The 16,676-nt window shown below is 39.6% G+C and carries 10 protein-coding genes; all 10 read left to right on the plus strand.

The annotated features are described in order from the left end of the window. Positions 1-3 precede the first annotated feature (3 nt). The 10 genes from ND6B_RS19930 to ND6B_RS10330 all read left to right on the plus strand — a co-directional run bounded on the left by ND6B_RS19930 (position 4) and on the right by ND6B_RS10330 (position 16,665). Positions 4-225: a DUF2835 family protein gene (locus ND6B_RS19930; RefSeq protein WP_016900377.1), complete on the plus strand. Its 222-nt coding sequence runs from the start codon at positions 4-6 to the stop codon at positions 223-225. Positions 226-478: 253 nt separating this feature from the next. After that, positions 479-2,575: a DUF1302 domain-containing protein gene (locus ND6B_RS10370; protein WP_028835176.1), complete on the plus strand. Its 2,097-nt coding sequence runs from the start codon at positions 479-481 to the stop codon at positions 2,573-2,575. 13 nt (positions 2,576-2,588) lie between these two features. Further along, positions 2,589-3,953: a DUF1329 domain-containing protein gene (locus ND6B_RS10365; protein ID WP_033103385.1), complete on the plus strand. Its 1,365-nt coding sequence runs from the start codon at positions 2,589-2,591 to the stop codon at positions 3,951-3,953. Positions 3,954-4,077: 124 nt separating this feature from the next. Continuing rightward, positions 4,078-5,073, plus strand: a complete 996-nt coding sequence (locus ND6B_RS10360; RefSeq protein WP_033103386.1) for a WD40/YVTN/BNR-like repeat-containing protein — start codon at positions 4,078-4,080, stop codon at positions 5,071-5,073. Then, complete coding sequence (locus tag ND6B_RS10355) at positions 5,073-7,403, plus strand: efflux RND transporter permease subunit (protein WP_033103387.1); 2,331 nt, start codon at positions 5,073-5,075, stop codon at positions 7,401-7,403. The genes ND6B_RS10360 and ND6B_RS10355 overlap by 1 nt, the downstream gene beginning before the upstream one ends. A gap of 201 nt (positions 7,404-7,604) precedes the next feature. Beyond that, positions 7,605-12,446: an NAD-glutamate dehydrogenase gene (locus ND6B_RS10350; RefSeq protein ID WP_033103388.1), complete on the plus strand. Its 4,842-nt coding sequence runs from the start codon at positions 7,605-7,607 to the stop codon at positions 12,444-12,446. Between the two features lie 106 nt (positions 12,447-12,552). Continuing rightward, entirely contained in the window at positions 12,553-13,563 is a 1,011-nt protein-coding gene (pyrD, locus tag ND6B_RS10345; protein WP_033103389.1) for a quinone-dependent dihydroorotate dehydrogenase, read from the plus strand. Between the two features lie 131 nt (positions 13,564-13,694). Beyond that, positions 13,695-14,225, plus strand: a complete 531-nt coding sequence (locus tag ND6B_RS10340; protein ID WP_033103390.1) for a cell division protein ZapC — start codon at positions 13,695-13,697, stop codon at positions 14,223-14,225. Positions 14,226-14,315: 90 nt separating this feature from the next. Beyond that, complete coding sequence (gene rlmKL, locus ND6B_RS10335) at positions 14,316-16,433, plus strand: bifunctional 23S rRNA (guanine(2069)-N(7))-methyltransferase RlmK/23S rRNA (guanine(2445)-N(2))-methyltransferase RlmL (RefSeq protein WP_033103391.1); 2,118 nt, start codon at positions 14,316-14,318, stop codon at positions 16,431-16,433. Next, entirely contained in the window at positions 16,426-16,665 is a 240-nt protein-coding gene (locus tag ND6B_RS10330; protein WP_016900376.1) for a glutaredoxin family protein, read from the plus strand. Before rlmKL ends, ND6B_RS10330 begins: the two co-directional genes overlap by 8 nt. Positions 16,666-16,676: the final 11 nt, after the last annotated feature.

The raw sequence follows: 16,676 nt of genomic DNA on the forward strand, positions 1-16,676 counted from the left end.
ATCATGATAGAACATTATTTTTATATAAATTTGAGCTATAACGAGTGCATGGATTATTACCATGGCCGGTATAGCTCAATTCAAGTAACAGCTGATAGCGGCAAAACAATTCGTTTTGCTGCGCATTATCTTCGGCCCTTCATGTCTAGTTTAGGTATTCGTGGTCGGTTTAGACTTATTTTAAGTAATGAAAACAAGTTCATCCGTCTCGAACGAGTAGCCTAGCTGTTGTTTTTTGTGATATAGATATACACAAATATTGCCTTTTTGTTAATTTCGATTTGTTCTATTGTTAATTTACGTGTATAAATTATCTGGTATGACGTCTTACCAATACGTAAACGTTAAACAAATAAAAAACTTATAACTGATTGAAGGCGACCATTTGTAATTTGTTTAATTCGCTTCTATCGTTACGATTACACTAAAAACAATAACTTGATCACACAAAAAATACCCGCGACAGGGGGGAACCAAAATGATAAGAAGATCGCTTTTTGTTAAAAATAAAATAGTACTCGGCTTAACAGCTGCGGCTATCGGTTTATCAGCAGCACAGACACAGGCTGCAACATTTGAGGTAGGCGGTTTTGATATCGCTTTCGACTCTACTTTTTCTTATGGGCAAAGTATTCGCGTAGAAGACCGTGACTTTAACCTCATTGGTAAAAGTAATAACCCATCATTTGATTGGACAGGTTATAACCCAGCAATCAATACAATTTATTCATCTCAAGATGTCTGGGCTCAACCGGGCTCTTACTCAAATAATGGTGATGCAGGCGATTTAAACTTTGATAGCGGCGAAACTTTTTCAAAGCTATTAAAAGGCACGCATGACCTATCAATAAGTAAAGATAACTACGGCTTATTTACTCGTTTTATGTATTTTTATGATTTTGAATTAATGGACGGCGATCGTGCCTACGTTAATCCAACATCTGGTCAGGGTGTAGATCCGTGTGATGATGATGATACTAAAGAGCAAAGCTGTGCTGACATTCGTTTACTTGATGCGTATGTGTGGGCAAACTTTGATTTAAATGAAGGCAAAAACCCGCTTTCTATTCGAGTTGGTCAACAAGTGGTTAACTGGGGGGAAAGTACATTAATCTCTCATGGTATTAACGTAAACCCGGTTGATATTGACCGATTAAAAGCACCTGGTGCTGAACTAAAAGAAGCGTTTATTCCGGTTGGTATGTTGTGGGCATCATTAGGGCTTACAGAAAACATGACCTTAGAGGGCTTTTATCAGTATCAATGGCATGAAACACGTTTACCTGCAGCAGGGACTTATTTTTCTACCAATGATTTTGCGGCTGAAAACGGTTATCAACAAAATGTACAGCTTGGTTTCACCTCAAACCCTGATATTGACTTAGCGTTTTTAACAGATAACTTGAATAACCTGATGGCAACTTATGGCCAAGTGGCTGCGAGCCAAGGTATTGACCCATCAAGTGCAGCTGGACAACAATTACTGGCCAATATGTACTTAGCGTACCCGACTAAGGTTGCCCTTAAAGGTAAAGGCTATGATGGAAAAACAGAGCCTGATGATGGCGGTCAATATGGTCTGCGCTTAGGTATGTTTTTGCCAGAGTGGAACGATACAGAAGTGGCACTTTACCATGTAAATTATCACAGCCGTCGTCCACTTATTTCGGGCCGCGTATCTAATTTCACGCAAGCATCATTGCAACAAGATTTAGCGATGATTGCCACCACTGAAATTACCTCTGATAACGTCTCTGACTTAAAAGCATTTGCTAAAGCGACAAACGAATACCCTGAAGATATTAAACTTTATGGTTTGAGTTTTAATACCTCGCTGGGTGAAACCGCGTTTGCAGGTGAATTCACTTTCCGTGAAGACGAACCACTACAAATCGATGACGTAGAATTACTTTATGCAGCTATGCCTGAGCAATTAGCGATTGCCGGCTTACGCCCTGAATTTGCGGGTATTTCGCAAATGAGTAAAGGTGATGCTGCAAGTGTTGTAGGTCCAGGCGAGCTGGCTAAAGGTTACATCGAACGTAATACTTCACAGCTACAGTTTACGGCAACGCATTTATTCGGCCCTTCATTAGGTGCTGATAGCTGGGCAGTTGTCGGTGAAATTGGTGGTGTTCGCATCAACAATATGCCTGAATACGATGAAATGCGTTTAAATGTTTCTGGTACTGGTCGAAGCGGTATTATGCAAGGCCCAGGTAGTTCAGACTATTCTGCATTGCATATGGCTTTATCAAATGGTCCTGAGCAAAAATCGTTTGCTACGGCGTCGTCTTGGGGTTATCGCTTAATTGCCAAAGGTGATTACTTTAATATTTACAATGGTATTAACTTCTCACCTCGTTTTGTGTTCTCGCATGATGTTAATGGTAATACGCCTGATCCAATGTTCTTATTCATTGAAGATCGTAAGTCACTAGGTGCTACTATGAGCTTTAATTACCAAAATGCATGGTCTTTAGATGTAAGTTACAACTCATTTTGGGGTGGTGGCGACACCAACACTTTCTCTGACCGAGATTACGTTTCTTTTAACTTAAAATATTCTATCTAGGGGTAACATTATTATGATTAAAAAACCTACCCTCATTGCTACAGCGTTTTGTAGTTTGTTTGCAAGTCACACAGCACTGGCTAAAATTAGTCCAGAAGAAGCTGCGCGTCTAGGTAAAGACCTAAGCCCAATTGGGGCAGAAAAAGCAGCTAATGCAGATGGTTCAATCCCAGCGTGGAACGGCGGTATTACTGCTGCACCAGCAGGTTATGAGCCAGGTATGCACCACTTAGACCCTTACGCAACTGATGAAGTATTGTTTACTATAGATAAAAGCAATATTGATAAGTACAAAGAAAATTTAAGCCCTGGGCAAATAGCATTATTTGAAGCGTACCCAGATACGTTTAAAATGCCTATTTACAAAACACGTCGTTCAGCATCATACCCACAGTTTGTATACGATGCGACAAAGAAATTTGCTACTACAGCTGAATTAGTTGAAGGCGGTAACGGCATTAAGAACACTGCAATTGGTATTCCATTTCCAATTCCTAAAACAGGTTTAGAAGCAATTTGGAACCATTTACTTCGCTATCGTGGTCAATCAATTGAGCGCTTTGGTGGTCAAGCAGCGCCAACGGCATCGGGGTCGTACAACTATGTTGGCTTTGATGAGCAACTATTAGTTAAATATTCTGATCCAAATGCAACGCCTGCTGAGCTGCAAGACTCTAATATTTTGTTTAAGTTTAAACAGCAAGTGACAGAGCCAGCACGTTTGGCAGGTACGGCATTGTTAGTACATGAAACCATGGATCAAATATTAACACCACGTCAAGCGTGGACGTATAATTCAGGTCAGCGTCGTGTTCGTCGTGCACCTAATGTAGCGTATGATGCTCCGGGTACAGCAGCAGATAGCTTGCGTACAACCGATGATTTTGACATGTTTAACGGCTCACCAAATCGTTATAACTGGACGCTAAAAGGCAAGCAAGAGCTTTACATCCCATACAATAGCTACAAGCTTCACAGCGATAAGCTAACCTATGATGATATTTTAAAGCCGGGCCACATCAACCCAGAGCATACACGTTATGAAAAACACCGTGTGTGGGTTGTTGAAGCAAACTTAAAAGATGACACGCGCCATATTTATAAAAAACGTGTGTTCTACATTGATGAAGACAGCTGGCAAGTACATGTTACCGATATATACGATAATCGCGACCAACTGTATCGTGTAGCAATGGCTTATGGCCTTAACTACTACGAAGTACCGACTCAGTGGAGTACGCTTGAGGTTTACCACGACCTTAACTCACGTCGCTACTTAGCCATTGGTTTAGATAACCAAGAAAAGATGTATGATTTTTCTCAGTCATTTAATGATAATGAGTTCACATCGAGCGCTTTACGTCGCGCTGGCAGATAGTATAAAAGCTGGCACCTAGTTTCCTAGGTGCCTTTTTTGTTTCACATCGCGTTTGTCTATTAACGCACAGGTTTTCCTCCTTATAACAGACAAACAAATCCTCAGTTCAAGGCGAATTTAATTTATGAAGTATTTGGTCTATGCCAGCCTGATCCTAAGCGGTGCGAGTTTTGCACAAGACGCACCTCAAAGTGCGATTAGCGCAATTAATGCAGATAAAACACTCCTTACCGATATTACCCAAACCTCAGCCGGGCTTATTGCTGTGGGTAAACACGGGACAGTGATTAAAAGTGTTGATGGTAGTGACTGGCAACAAGCGCAATCGGTACCTACACAAGTATTATTAACAGCGGTTGAATTTACCAACGATTCTAATGGCTGGGCATGTGGACATGACGCCACAATTATCAATACCACCGATGGTGGTGAAAATTGGCAATTACAACAATCAAAACCGAGCTTAGATAAACCCTGTTTAGATATTTATTTTAAAGATGACTTACATGGCTATGCGGTTGGTGCCTATGGTATGTTTTATCAAACAACTGATGGCGGAAAAAATTGGCAAAAACGTTTTTTAGATTCGCTATTATTTAGTGAAGATAGAGCCTATTTAAATGATTTAAAACAAACAGATCCTGAAGGTTATGAAATAGAAACCTCGTCTATTTTGCCTCATTTTAACCGCATAGAACCGACCAGCAGTGGTTTAATGCTAGTGGGTGAGATGGGGTTAATGGCAAAAAGTGATGACGACGGTCAAACATGGCAACGTTTGGATGAAATTTACCCTGGTTCATTTTTTGGTTTTGCATCAGATTCATCAAGAGATATTGTAGCTGGACTACGCGGTAATATTTTTGTTAATGAGGCTAACAGCGGGCAGTGGCAGCACTTAGACAATGATAAAACAGCTACTGTAAACAGCATCATTAATTATAACGATAAACAATGGCTATTATTGGCTAATAGCGGTGTTATTTTTCATCTTAAGGATGATGTGCTTTCATACGAGCAATTGGCTGATGGTAAAGCGATTCTTGATGGCGTGATTGTAAAAGATAGACTTATCATGGCGACAGAAAACGGCATTAAAGTGAAGGAGTTGACCCCTTAATGCAAGCAATTTTAGATTTTTTAGAAAAAGCGATTTTTAGACACCGCTTAGTGGTACTTATAAGTTTTGTGTTGATCACTTGTTTATTGGTATTTAAAGCCACACACATTCAGCTTGATGCGTCATTTAATAAAAATATCCCGCTTAATCATGAATACATGAAGGTTTACACCAAGCATGAGAAACAGTTTGGTGGTGCTAATAGCATTTTAATTTCAGTATGTGACGACAGTGGTGATATTTTCAACCCTGAATTTTTTACCCAATTAAAAGCAGTTCATGATCAGCTTTATTTTATTCCAGGGGTAAATCGTCCTTTAGTAAATTCTATTTTTTCACCCAGCGCTCGTTTTGTTGAAGTTGTTGAAGACGGCTTTGCTGGCGGACCTATCATTCCAGCCAACTTTAAAGCAGACAAGCAGGGCTTAGGCGTTGTAAAAGAAAACATTGAAAAGGCCAAAGTAGTCGGTCGTATGATAGCAAGCGATTATTCGTGTGCCATGGTGACTGCGCAACTATTAGAAACCGACCCGCAAACACAAGAAAAATTAGACACGCTCGCGTTTGCAAAGAAGTTAGAAAGCGAAATCCGTGAGCCGCTCAGTACAGACGATATAAGTATTCATATTATCGGCTTTGCAAAAATGGCCGGCGACATCGCCGAAGGTGCAAAAGGGGTTGTTTTATTTTTTGCCATCGCGATTGCGTTTACTTTTGTCATGGTATGGCTATTTTGTGGCAGCTTAAAGCTCACTATTTTACCGATTGTGTGTTCTATTATTGCTGTAATTTGGCAGTTAGGACTGCTCTCTAGTTTAGGCTTTGGCCTTGATCCTATGTCTATTTTAGTGCCGTTTTTAGTTTTTGCTATTGGTGTGAGCCATGGTGTGCAAATGATTAATGCGATTGGCAAAAAGGTTGCAGAGGGCAAAACTACATCAGTATGTTGCCAATCAAGCTTTAGGGCTTTACTTGTGCCTGGCGGGATTGCGTTGTTATCTGATACGGTCGGCTTTTTAACCCTCTTAACCATTGACATCGGTATTATTCGTGAACTTGCTATTACTGCGAGTTTAGGGGTGGCGGTGATTATATTTACTAATCTGATTTTGTTGCCAGTGTGGGCATCATATATGCGCTTTGAAAACAGCATCCATATTCAATCAGGTGATGCCAACAAACCGAATATACTTGATGCTATGCGCGATTTGTTAGTTAAAGCAACCGACCCAAAAACAGCAAAAATCATTATTGGTTTCACGCTGGTTTTATTCGCACTGGGCTATTGGCAAGCAGATAAAATGCGTATTGGTGATTTACATGCGGGAGCACCATCCTTGCACCAAGATGCACGTTACAACCAAGATACTTTCTTAATATCGGACAAATACACAATTTCATCTGATATCCTTAAAGTCATTGTAGAGGCTTACCCTGCAGCCTGTACTGAACATGATGTAATGGAGCGTATATCGCGTTTTCAATATAAAGTTGAAAATTTAGCCGGTGTACAATCTGCTGTGAGCCTAAGTTCAGTGGCTCAGTCGGTTAATGCCGGTTATAACGAGGGTAATTTAAAATGGCAAAGTTTGCCGCGCAATTCTGCCAGTTTAGTGCAATCAACCTCTCGAGTTGAAACAAGCACTGGCTTACTCAATGGCGATTGTTCAGTAATGCCAGTGATCATATTTTTAGACGATCACAAAGCACAAACTATTGATAACGTGATTGCAAAAGTAAAACAATTTGCTGTTGAAGAGGGCACAGAAAAACTTGCTTTCAAATTAGCATCAGGCCCTGTAGGCGTAATGGCTGCAACTAACGAGTCTGTTTCAGCCGCGCAAATCCCTATGATGCTCTATGTTTACGGTGCAGTAATTATTTTATGTTTACTTAGCTTTAAGAGCGTAAAAGCAACTATTGCGGTGGTGTTACCCTTGTACATAGTGTCAACCCTTGCACAGGCGCTTATGGTGCAGCTTGAAATTGGTTTAACTGTTTCAACTTTACCAGTAATTGCTTTGGGTGTTGGTATTGGTGTTGATTACGGTATTTATATTTTGTCATCGATGATGGGGCAGTTAAAACAAAACGTGCCGTTGAGTATTGCTTATCGTAATGCATTAGTTGAACGTGGTAGTGCGGTGTTATTTACCGGTATTACGTTAGCAATTGGTGTAAGTACGTGGATTTTTTCTGATTTGAAGTTCCAAGTTGATATGGGAATTCTGCTTACCTTTATGTTTTTAGTAAATATGTTAGGCGCAGTGTTACTTTTACCTGCAATTGGTAGCTTACTCTGGACTGACCAGAAAAAAGAAGGTGAATAAATTTGCTCCAAAATGGCCAGTAATGGCCATTTATATCTATATTTTGTGAATAGATGACCAAATAGCTGAAATGCTTAAAATGTTTTCATCGAAAAGGCTGTTTATTAGTTTCAAAAGGGTTAGAATTTAGCTGACTCCACGCTAATAAATGGCTGTACAAATATTCTGCTAAACTAGCAGTGATAGATTAAGGAACATACAATGACACGAAATGAAGGCCAAGCCTCGGTTATTTTAGATAACGTCTGTAAGCTTATCCAGAAAAAAGTTCGCGCTGATAATGTGTTACTCGTTGAGAAATTCGCCAAAGCCTTGTACAGCAATATGTCTAAAGAGGATTTGGCTAATCGTAACGACAGTGACTTATATGGTGCTGCACTCAGCCTTTGGAATTCGCTAGAAAAAAATACATCAGATGACGCAGTTATTCGCGTTTTCAATCCTGAAGTGGCAAAAGATGGCTGGCAGTCATCACATACCATTGTAGAGATTATCGCTAAAGACATGCCGTTTTTAGTCGACTCTGTACGTATGGCCATGACACGAGAAAACATCGCCTCTCACTTGCTATTGCATAGCCCACTGAAAATTCAACGTGATAAAAACGAAAAAATATCAGGGTTATCAAGCTTAAAAGCAGAGCAAGAATCAACATCAACAAAAACAGTGTTTTTTATAGAAATTGACCGCCAAACAGATGCATCTGTTATTGAGTCTTTCAAAAAAGAGCTTGAATCTGTATTGGTTGATGTTTCGGTTGCCGTTGAAGATTGGCAGCCTATTCGTGAAAAACTCATAGCGGTTAGTAAAAACCTGCCTAAAAGCCATAAAGATAAAAATGATAATGAAATCAACGAAACCGTTGAGTTTTTAGATTGGCTAGTAAAAGATAACTTTACTTTAATGGGTTACCGTCAATATGAGCTGTCGCCAGTTCAGGGCGATTATCAATTAAAAGGCAAAATGGATACTAGCTTAGGGTTAATGAAAAACTCTGATGCAGAACACACACGTTTGCTTTCTGAACTGCCAGAAGTAGCGCAAAGAGAAGCGCGAAGCAGTAACTTATTAATTTTAACTAAAACTAATTCATTGTCTCGTGTTCATCGCCCAGCTTATATAGATTATGTGGGTGTTAAACGTTTTGATGACAAAGGCAATGTTATTGGTGAAGACCGTTTTATTGGTTTGTTTTCATCAAACTTTTATAACAATAGTGCTGCTGATGTACCGGTCCTTAAAAGTAAAATTAATCGTATTATGGATATGTGTGACTTCGCTAAAGGGACACATGCATACAAAGCCGTATTAAATATATTAGAAACTTACCCACGCGACGAACTGGTACAAGCTCGTGAGAATGAGTTACTTGAAGTTGCCATGGGCGTATTGCAAATACAAGAACGCGATATGTGTCGTTTATTTGTACGCAAAGATGCATACGGCCGTTTTTTATCATGCATGGTTTACGTACCTCGTGAGCGTTATAATACAGCGCTGCGCCGCGAAACGCAGGCTATTTTAGCCAACGCATTTAATTCTGACGTAAAAGTCGAATTTACTACCTATTTCTCTGAGTCTACACTGGCGCGTACCCATTACACTGTTCGTGTGACCGACAACAATATTGAATATAACGTGAAAGATATAGAAAACAATCTAATAGAAGCCGCTCGTACTTGGGAAGATAAATTACAATCAGCCTTACTTGAATCTGCTGGTGAGGCCCGTGGTAATGAATTAAACCGTAAATATTGCAATGCGTTTGCACGCTCATACAAAGAAGAAGTATTACCTAGCGCTGCAGTGGTCGATATTGAAAAGCTAGAAATGCTAAGCGATGATAACAAGTTAGAAATGTTGTTTTATCGTCCGCAAGAAGAAGCAAGTAGTAACATCGTACGTTTAAGCTTATTCCATAAAGATGAGCCAATTCATTTATCTGATGTTATGCCAATGCTTGAAAATTTTGGCTTACGTGTTGTAGGTGAAACGCCATACTCGGTTAAAACCAGTGATGGTCGCGTTAATTGGATCATGGACTTCTCAATGCTAATTGATAGCAAAGGGATGGCTGATTTTGACAAGATCTCTGCACGTTTTCGTGCTGCGTTAACCAGTGTATGGGCAAACCGCTTAGAAAACGATGGCTTTAACCGTCTTGTGTTAATGGGTGGTTTAACGGGTCGTGAATCTTCAATTTTACGTGCATACGCAAAATACATGCGCCAAATTGGGGTCACTTTCTCGCAAACGTATATTGAAAGCACCTTTGCGAATTACCCGCATATTGCCGCTAAAATTGTAAACTTATTCTCTAAAAAGTTCTCTGTAAAAAGCCCTGCAAGTGCTAAAACGCTTGAAAAGCTAGGCTTGGAAATTTACGCAGAGTTAGAAAACGTTGCCAACCTTGATGATGATCGTATTATCCGTTTATACGTTGATATGATTGTTGCCACACTGCGTACTAACTACTTCCAAAAAGATGCTGAAGGCAAATTTAAGTCTTACATCTCACTTAAAATTCAGCCAAGTTTAATTCCAGAAGTCCCACTACCTGTTCCAGCGTTTGAGATATTTGTTTATTCTCCACGTGTTGAAGGTGTGCATTTACGTTTTGGTAAAGTTGCCCGTGGTGGGTTGCGTTGGTCAGACCGTCGTGAAGATTTCCGTACAGAAGTACTTGGCTTAGTAAAAGCGCAACAAGTAAAAAATACCGTTATTGTACCGGTAGGTTCTAAAGGTGGATTTGTATGTAAACAACTACCTAGTGAACGTGAAGCGTTTATTAAAGAAGGCCAAGAATGTTATAAAATCTTCATTCGTGGTTTATTAGACATTACAGATAATATTGACCGCGGTGAAATAGTACCTGCTGTTGATGTTACTCGCCATGATGAAGACGATGCGTACCTAGTAGTAGCAGCGGATAAAGGCACAGCAACATTCTCTGACATTGCCAATGGCATCGCAAACGAATATAACTTCTGGCTAGGTGATGCGTTTGCATCAGGTGGTTCTGTAGGTTATGACCATAAGAAAATGGGTATCACAGCGCGTGGTGCATGGGAGTCTGTTAAACGTCATTTCCGTGAAATGGATATTAACTGTCAAACAACAGACTTTACAGCAGTTGCTATTGGCGACATGGCCGGTGACGTATTTGGTAATGGTATGCTGTTATCAAAGCATATTCGCTTGCAAGTGGCATTTAACCACTTACATATTTTCGTTGATCCAAACCCAGATGCAGCAGCTTCTTACCCAGAGCGTGAGCGTTTATTTAATTTACCGCGTTCATCATGGGAAGATTACAATAAAGAGTTAATCTCAAGCGGTGGTGGTATCTTCTCGCGTGCTGCTAAGTCGATTACGCTTACGCCTGAAATGAAAAAGATGTTAGGCACTAAAAAAGCCAGCATGACGCCAAATGAGTTGATCAAAGCATCATTAATGATGAACTATGATTTATTGTGGAATGGCGGTATCGGTACTTACATTAAGCATTCTAAAGAAACTGATGCTGATGTTGGGGATCGTGCAAACGATGCGCTGCGCATAAATGGTAAAGACCTTGGTGCTAAAGTATTTGGTGAAGGTGGTAACTTAGGTGCAACCCAACTAGGTCGTATTGAGTTTGCAGCTCAAGGCGGTCGTGTAAATACTGACTTTATCGATAACGTAGGTGGGGTTGCGTGTTCAGATAACGAAGTAAATATTAAAATTTTACTCAATGGTTTAGTTGCGGAAGGCGACTTAACACGTAAGCAACGTGACGAACTACTTTATTCAATGACTGATGAAGTGTCTGAATTAGTACTTAAAGATTGTTATCGTCAAACGCATACCTTATCGATTACTCAATCGAAAGGAACCTCTACGCTTAAAGAAAAAGTACGCTTTATCCATGCGCTTGAAAAAGATGGCAAGCTAGACCGTGCAATTGAGTTTATTCCTACTGATGAAGAGCTGGCAGAACGCGCCGCCGCAGGTAAAGATTTAACGCGCCCTGAGTTATCTGTATTGGTTTCTTATGCGAAAATGGTGCTCAAAGAGTCATTAGTCACTGATGAAATTACAGAAAACCCTTATTACCGTCAGTTATTAGTTAAATCATTCCCGCGTCCATTACGTGAGAAATTTAATGATGCAATGGATAATCATCCGCTACGCAAAGAGATTATTGCCACTAAATTAGCAAATAATATTGTTAATGATATGGGCTTAAACTTTATGGTGCGTATGAATGAAGAAACCGGTGCAAATGAAGCTGAAATTGCATTGTGTTACTCAATCGCAAGTGAAATTTTCCAAATGCGTGAAACATGGTTATCTATTAGTGATCTTGATAATAAGATACCATCGAGCGTACAAACAGAAATGTTATACCAGTTACGACGTACAGTTCGCCGTGCAACACGTTGGTTCTTACGTCATCGCACCAAAGCACAATCAATTGAGCAAGCGATCGAAATATTCTCACCAACATTTGTAGATTTAAGTGAAAACTTAACTAAATACATCGTTAAAACAGAAAGCGATCGTATTGTAAGTGCCCGTGAAGAACTAACGCAAAGCGGTGTACCTGCTGATATTGCACAGCGTATTGTATCGTTATCAAGCTTATTCTCGGTAATGGATTTAACGCAAATTGCACAAAACTCTAATCGTAAAATCGATATGGTATCGCACACTTACTTCAAACTTGGTGCGCAAATGGGGCTACATTGGTTCTTAGACCAAATTACTAATCAACCTGTTTCAAACCATTGGCAAGCACTTGCGCGTGCTTCATATCGTGAAGAGTTAGATTGGCAACAACGTACATTATCTGAAGTAGTGTTAAACAGCTTTGAAGGTGATAGTAGTGATGTTGATGGCCAAATTGAACAGTGGATGGATAGCCAAGATCTGTTGTTACAGCGCTGGAAACAAATGCTAACTGAATTTAAAACATCGCAAAGTCATGACTTTGCAAAATTCTCAGTTGCACTTAGAGAGCTTATGTTACTAGGCCACAACTGTGATACCTCTGCAAAGTAATAAACTGCAACTGATTAAAATTAATCGTTAAACAGTTTTTTGTTATATAATACCTCAGCCTTGTCTGAGGTATTTTTTTGTCTACAACTTTAAGAGGATTATATTCATGTTTTACGATTTAGCTCGCCGTTTTATGTTTACCCGTGATGCGGAGTGGGCCCATGATTTTGCTCTTAATAACTTACGTCGCTTTGCAAATACACCGTTAAGTGCCGCGTGGTCACAAAGTGTGGCAAATAAGCCTGTGAACTTTTTAGGCCTCGAATTTAAAAATCCCGTAGGGCTTGCCGCTGGTCTTGATAAAAATGCCGAGTGTATTGATGCATTCGCCCAAATGGGGTTTGGTTTTGTCGAAGTAGGCACAGTAACACCGCGTCCACAAGCAGGTAACGATAAGCCTCGTATGTTTAGATTGCCACAGTCGAATGCAATTATTAATCGCATGGGCTTTAATAATAAAGGCGTTGATAATCTAGTAAATAACGTAAAAGCAGCAAAGTATGATGGCATTTTAGGTATTAATATTGGTAAAAATAAAGATACGCCGAATGAACAAGGCAAAGATGATTACATTCACTGTATGCGAAAAGTGTTTGAGTATGCATCTTACATAACCGTCAATATTTCATCGCCGAATACACCAGGATTGCGTGACTTACAATATGGCGCAGCATTAGATGACCTATTGCAAAGTTTAAAAAATGAGCAGTTAGATTTAATTGCCAAGCATAATAAAAATGTACCTATGCTGGTTAAAATTGCGCCAGACTTAGATCCTATTCAAATTGAACAAGTGAGCGAATCACTATTAACGAATAAAATTGATGGTGTGATTGCCACAAATACCACCCTTGAGCGTAGCCTAGTGCAAGGTCAGCAGTATGCTGATGAAGCAGGGGGGTTATCGGGTGCTCCGGTTAGAGAGCGTTCAACTCATATTGTTTCTGAACTAAAACGTTTAACTAATAATCAATTACCTATCATTGGTGTAGGCGGTATTGATGACGTTCAATCGGCTAAAGAGAAGATGAACGCAGGGGCTGATTTGATTCAAGTTTACACTGGATTTATTTATAAAGGACCACAATTGGTCAAGTCGATCATTAACGGCTTATAAGGATCTTTTATCTAAGCTTTTGATCGTTCGATAAATGTTCTAAAAAGACATTTTAAAAATGGTCAAAAGCAGCTATACTCTAAGCTTATTGTCTTATTTTATTTTTTTAAGTACTAAGTAGGGAGGAGCAAATGTTACAAGCGTCAAAGCAATGGCAGTGGATAGCGTGTGCTGAAAAAAACCGCTTACTGCTTGATTTAAATGACGATATGCAACTATGCACCCCTTATAAACTAAGGCAATTAACAGATTGCACCTTTAAAAACCCTTACTTTAGTTTAGAAGACGCCGCTTTTTATGAGCAGGTATATTATTACCTCGAGCAGTTTAACTTATGGAATCCTGCGCAATTATGTCAAATAGCGCTCAATGCCAGCGCGGTTAAGTTTCAATTAAAGCCCGTTTTAGCTAAAAGTTGGTTTTTTAAACCCTACACGGGTACAACACCTAGTACTGAAGCCGTTATCAACTTGAGCTCTGAATCTCAAACTGGCGAGTTTTTAATTGTGGAGCATTGCCCTGATGCTTCTGTGTGTATTAATTTAAGCGAAACCTTTGCGCTTGACGATAATTTATCACTCTCACAGTTTGAAGTGATCCGCGTATTAAACAACCGTGTTCACCCGCTTATTATCTCACAGTACGATAGTCAAACCGCTTAATCTAATTTAGTTTTCCCACCGTGTTTATGGCGTATTTGTACGCAAACCTATGTTATAATCCCGCGCAATTAGCTATTAAGGGTTTTTACTTTGCAATTTATCGCACTTACTTCTATCGGAATCGAAAATTTATTGGTTGATGAACTTACAGAGCTTGGCGCTACGGTGTCAAAACAAACTGTGGGTTCTGTTCGCTTTGAGGCTGACTCATTGCTAGCGCAAAAGGTGTGTTTATCAACACGCTTTGCTACGCGTGTACTTATGCTTATTGAAGAAAAAGAAGGCGTAAATGACAAAGACAGCTTGTATAAATTTGCACGCTTACAACCTTGGCAAGAGTGGTTTGGGCCTACGCAAACCTTTGCTGTTGACTTTAATGGCACAAACGACTCGCTTAAAAATACCCAGTTTTCAGGGTTAGTGATTAAAGATGCGATTGTTGATTATTTTAATGATCTGTATGAACAGCGCCCAAATGTTGATAAGCAAGATGCCAATGTACGAGTGGTTGCACGTTTAAATCGCCATGGTGTTTCACTTTATATTGATTATTCAGGCCCGCGTTTATCAGAGCGTGGTTACCGTCAAGGTCAAGGTAAAGCACCAATTAAAGAACATTTAGCTGCAGCAATTATTAAACGCAGTGGCTGGCTTGAAAATGTTAATCAGCCTTTATTTGATCCCTGTTGTGGTGCTGGTACTATTTTAATTGAAGCCGCTGGAATGGCGCGTAATGAAGCGCCAGGTCTATTTCGTGAAGGCTTTGCGTTTGAACGTTTACCTAGCTTTAGAGTAGCAAAGTTTAAAGAACTAAAAGAGCAGCTTTTAGCAAATATTACCGACCCTAAATTGTGGTTGATTGGCCATGATTACGACGCAAATGTCCTTGATAAAGCCATTGCCAATGCGCAGCGCGCAGAACTTGATACGGTAATTAAGTTTAAACAAAGCGATGCAACTAAATTGACTGCGGTTGCTAAATTGCCGGGTGTTGTTATTTCTAATTTACCTTATGGTGAGCGAATTGGCTCTATGGCTGAGCTGGTTAACTTACATCGCAGTTTAGGTGTTGGCTTTAAAAAACACTTCAACCACTGGAAACTAGCTTTATTAGGCATGGATGAAAGCTTGTTTAAACTGCTTAAATTGGTGAAGCAAAAACGTTATAAATTTAAAAATGGTCCACTTGATGTTGAATTAAACTTGTATCAACTTGATGACAAGCAAGTGAGTCTTACCACGGATGACAAACCGGCTTTAAACTTTGAAGGCTCAATGGCTTTTGCTAATCGCTTGAAAAAGAATAAGCAAGGCTTAAAAAATTGGCTTAAGCAAAATCAAGTACATGCCTATCGCGTGTATGATGCGGATATTCCTGAATATAACGTTGCGGTTGATATTTATGGTGATTCAGCGGTTATTTTTGAATACGCAGCACCAAAAGAAATTGATGAAAAAACCTCAGAAAAACGCTTGCAAGATGTTATTAGCTTAACAGCGCAACAACTTGATATTGCACCTGAAAACATTGCGGTAAAAGTACGTAAAAAGCAAAAAGGTGAAGAACAATATACCCCCATGGCTAAGCAAAACAGAACCATGGTGGTAGAGGAGTTTGGTGCTAAGTTTAAAGTTAACTTATTTGATTACTTAGACACCGGACTATTTTTAGATCACCGTCTTGCGCGTCGTTACATTCAAGAATATGCAAAAGATAAACGCTTTTTAAATTTGTTTGCCTACACGGGGACAGCGTCGGTTCATGCTGCATTAGGTGGTGCAAAAGCAATTACTACCGTTGATTTATCTAAAACCTACCTAAAATGGGGGCAAGATAACTTTGCACTTAACGATATTAGCAATACGCGTTATCGGTTTGAGCAAGCCGACTGTTTAAAATGGCTAGAGCATGCACAAGGCCAATACGACTTGATCTTTTTAGACCCTCCAACATTCTCTAACTCTAAGCGAATGAAAGATGCGTTTGATGTACAAAATGATCACATTAAGCTTTTAACTTGGGTTAAAAAAATATTGAGCCCATCGGGTACGCTTATATTTTCTAACAATAAACGCGGCTTTGTGATGGACGAAGTAGGTTTAATGGGCTTAGGCTTAAAAGCGGAAAATATTTCAGAAAAAACCTTATCTCCCGATTTTAAACGTAATAAAAAAATTCATAATAGCTGGTTAATTAAACATGGCTAAGTGGGTTTTATATCACACAGACGGTTGCCACTTGTGTGAGCAAGCTGAGCAACTGTTAAAACCGTTACTTTCATCAGCTGATGAATTACAACTTATTGATATTATGAGCGATGACTCATTAATTTTAGAGTATCAAATCAGTATTCCGGTTTTAAAAAATCAACAAGGCCAGCAATTGTTTTGGCCGTTTACTGCACCTCAGGCGCAGCAGTTTTTAGCGCAAGCAGAATAAGAGTAAAGATT

This window comes from Pseudoalteromonas sp. ND6B, assembly GCF_000764215.1.
Taxonomy (GTDB): domain Bacteria; phylum Pseudomonadota; class Gammaproteobacteria; order Enterobacterales; family Alteromonadaceae; genus Pseudoalteromonas; species Pseudoalteromonas tetraodonis.

Coding starts and splice junctions, on each gene's coding strand:
- ND6B_RS10360 (WP_033103386.1), top strand. CDS start 4,078: ATGAAGTATTTGGTCTATGCCAGCCTGATCCTAAGCGGTGCGAGTTTT.
- ND6B_RS19930 (WP_016900377.1), top strand. CDS start 4: ATGATAGAACATTATTTTTATATAAATTTGAGCTATAACGAGTGCATG.
- ND6B_RS10355 (WP_033103387.1), top strand. CDS start 5,073: ATGCAAGCAATTTTAGATTTTTTAGAAAAAGCGATTTTTAGACACCGC.
- ND6B_RS10330 (WP_016900376.1), top strand. CDS start 16,426: ATGGCTAAGTGGGTTTTATATCACACAGACGGTTGCCACTTGTGTGAG.
- ND6B_RS10365 (WP_033103385.1), top strand. CDS start 2,589: ATGATTAAAAAACCTACCCTCATTGCTACAGCGTTTTGTAGTTTGTTT.
- pyrD (WP_033103389.1), top strand. CDS start 12,553: ATGTTTTACGATTTAGCTCGCCGTTTTATGTTTACCCGTGATGCGGAG.
- ND6B_RS10370 (WP_028835176.1), top strand. CDS start 479: ATGATAAGAAGATCGCTTTTTGTTAAAAATAAAATAGTACTCGGCTTA.
- ND6B_RS10340 (WP_033103390.1), top strand. CDS start 13,695: ATGTTACAAGCGTCAAAGCAATGGCAGTGGATAGCGTGTGCTGAAAAA.
- ND6B_RS10350 (WP_033103388.1), top strand. CDS start 7,605: ATGACACGAAATGAAGGCCAAGCCTCGGTTATTTTAGATAACGTCTGT.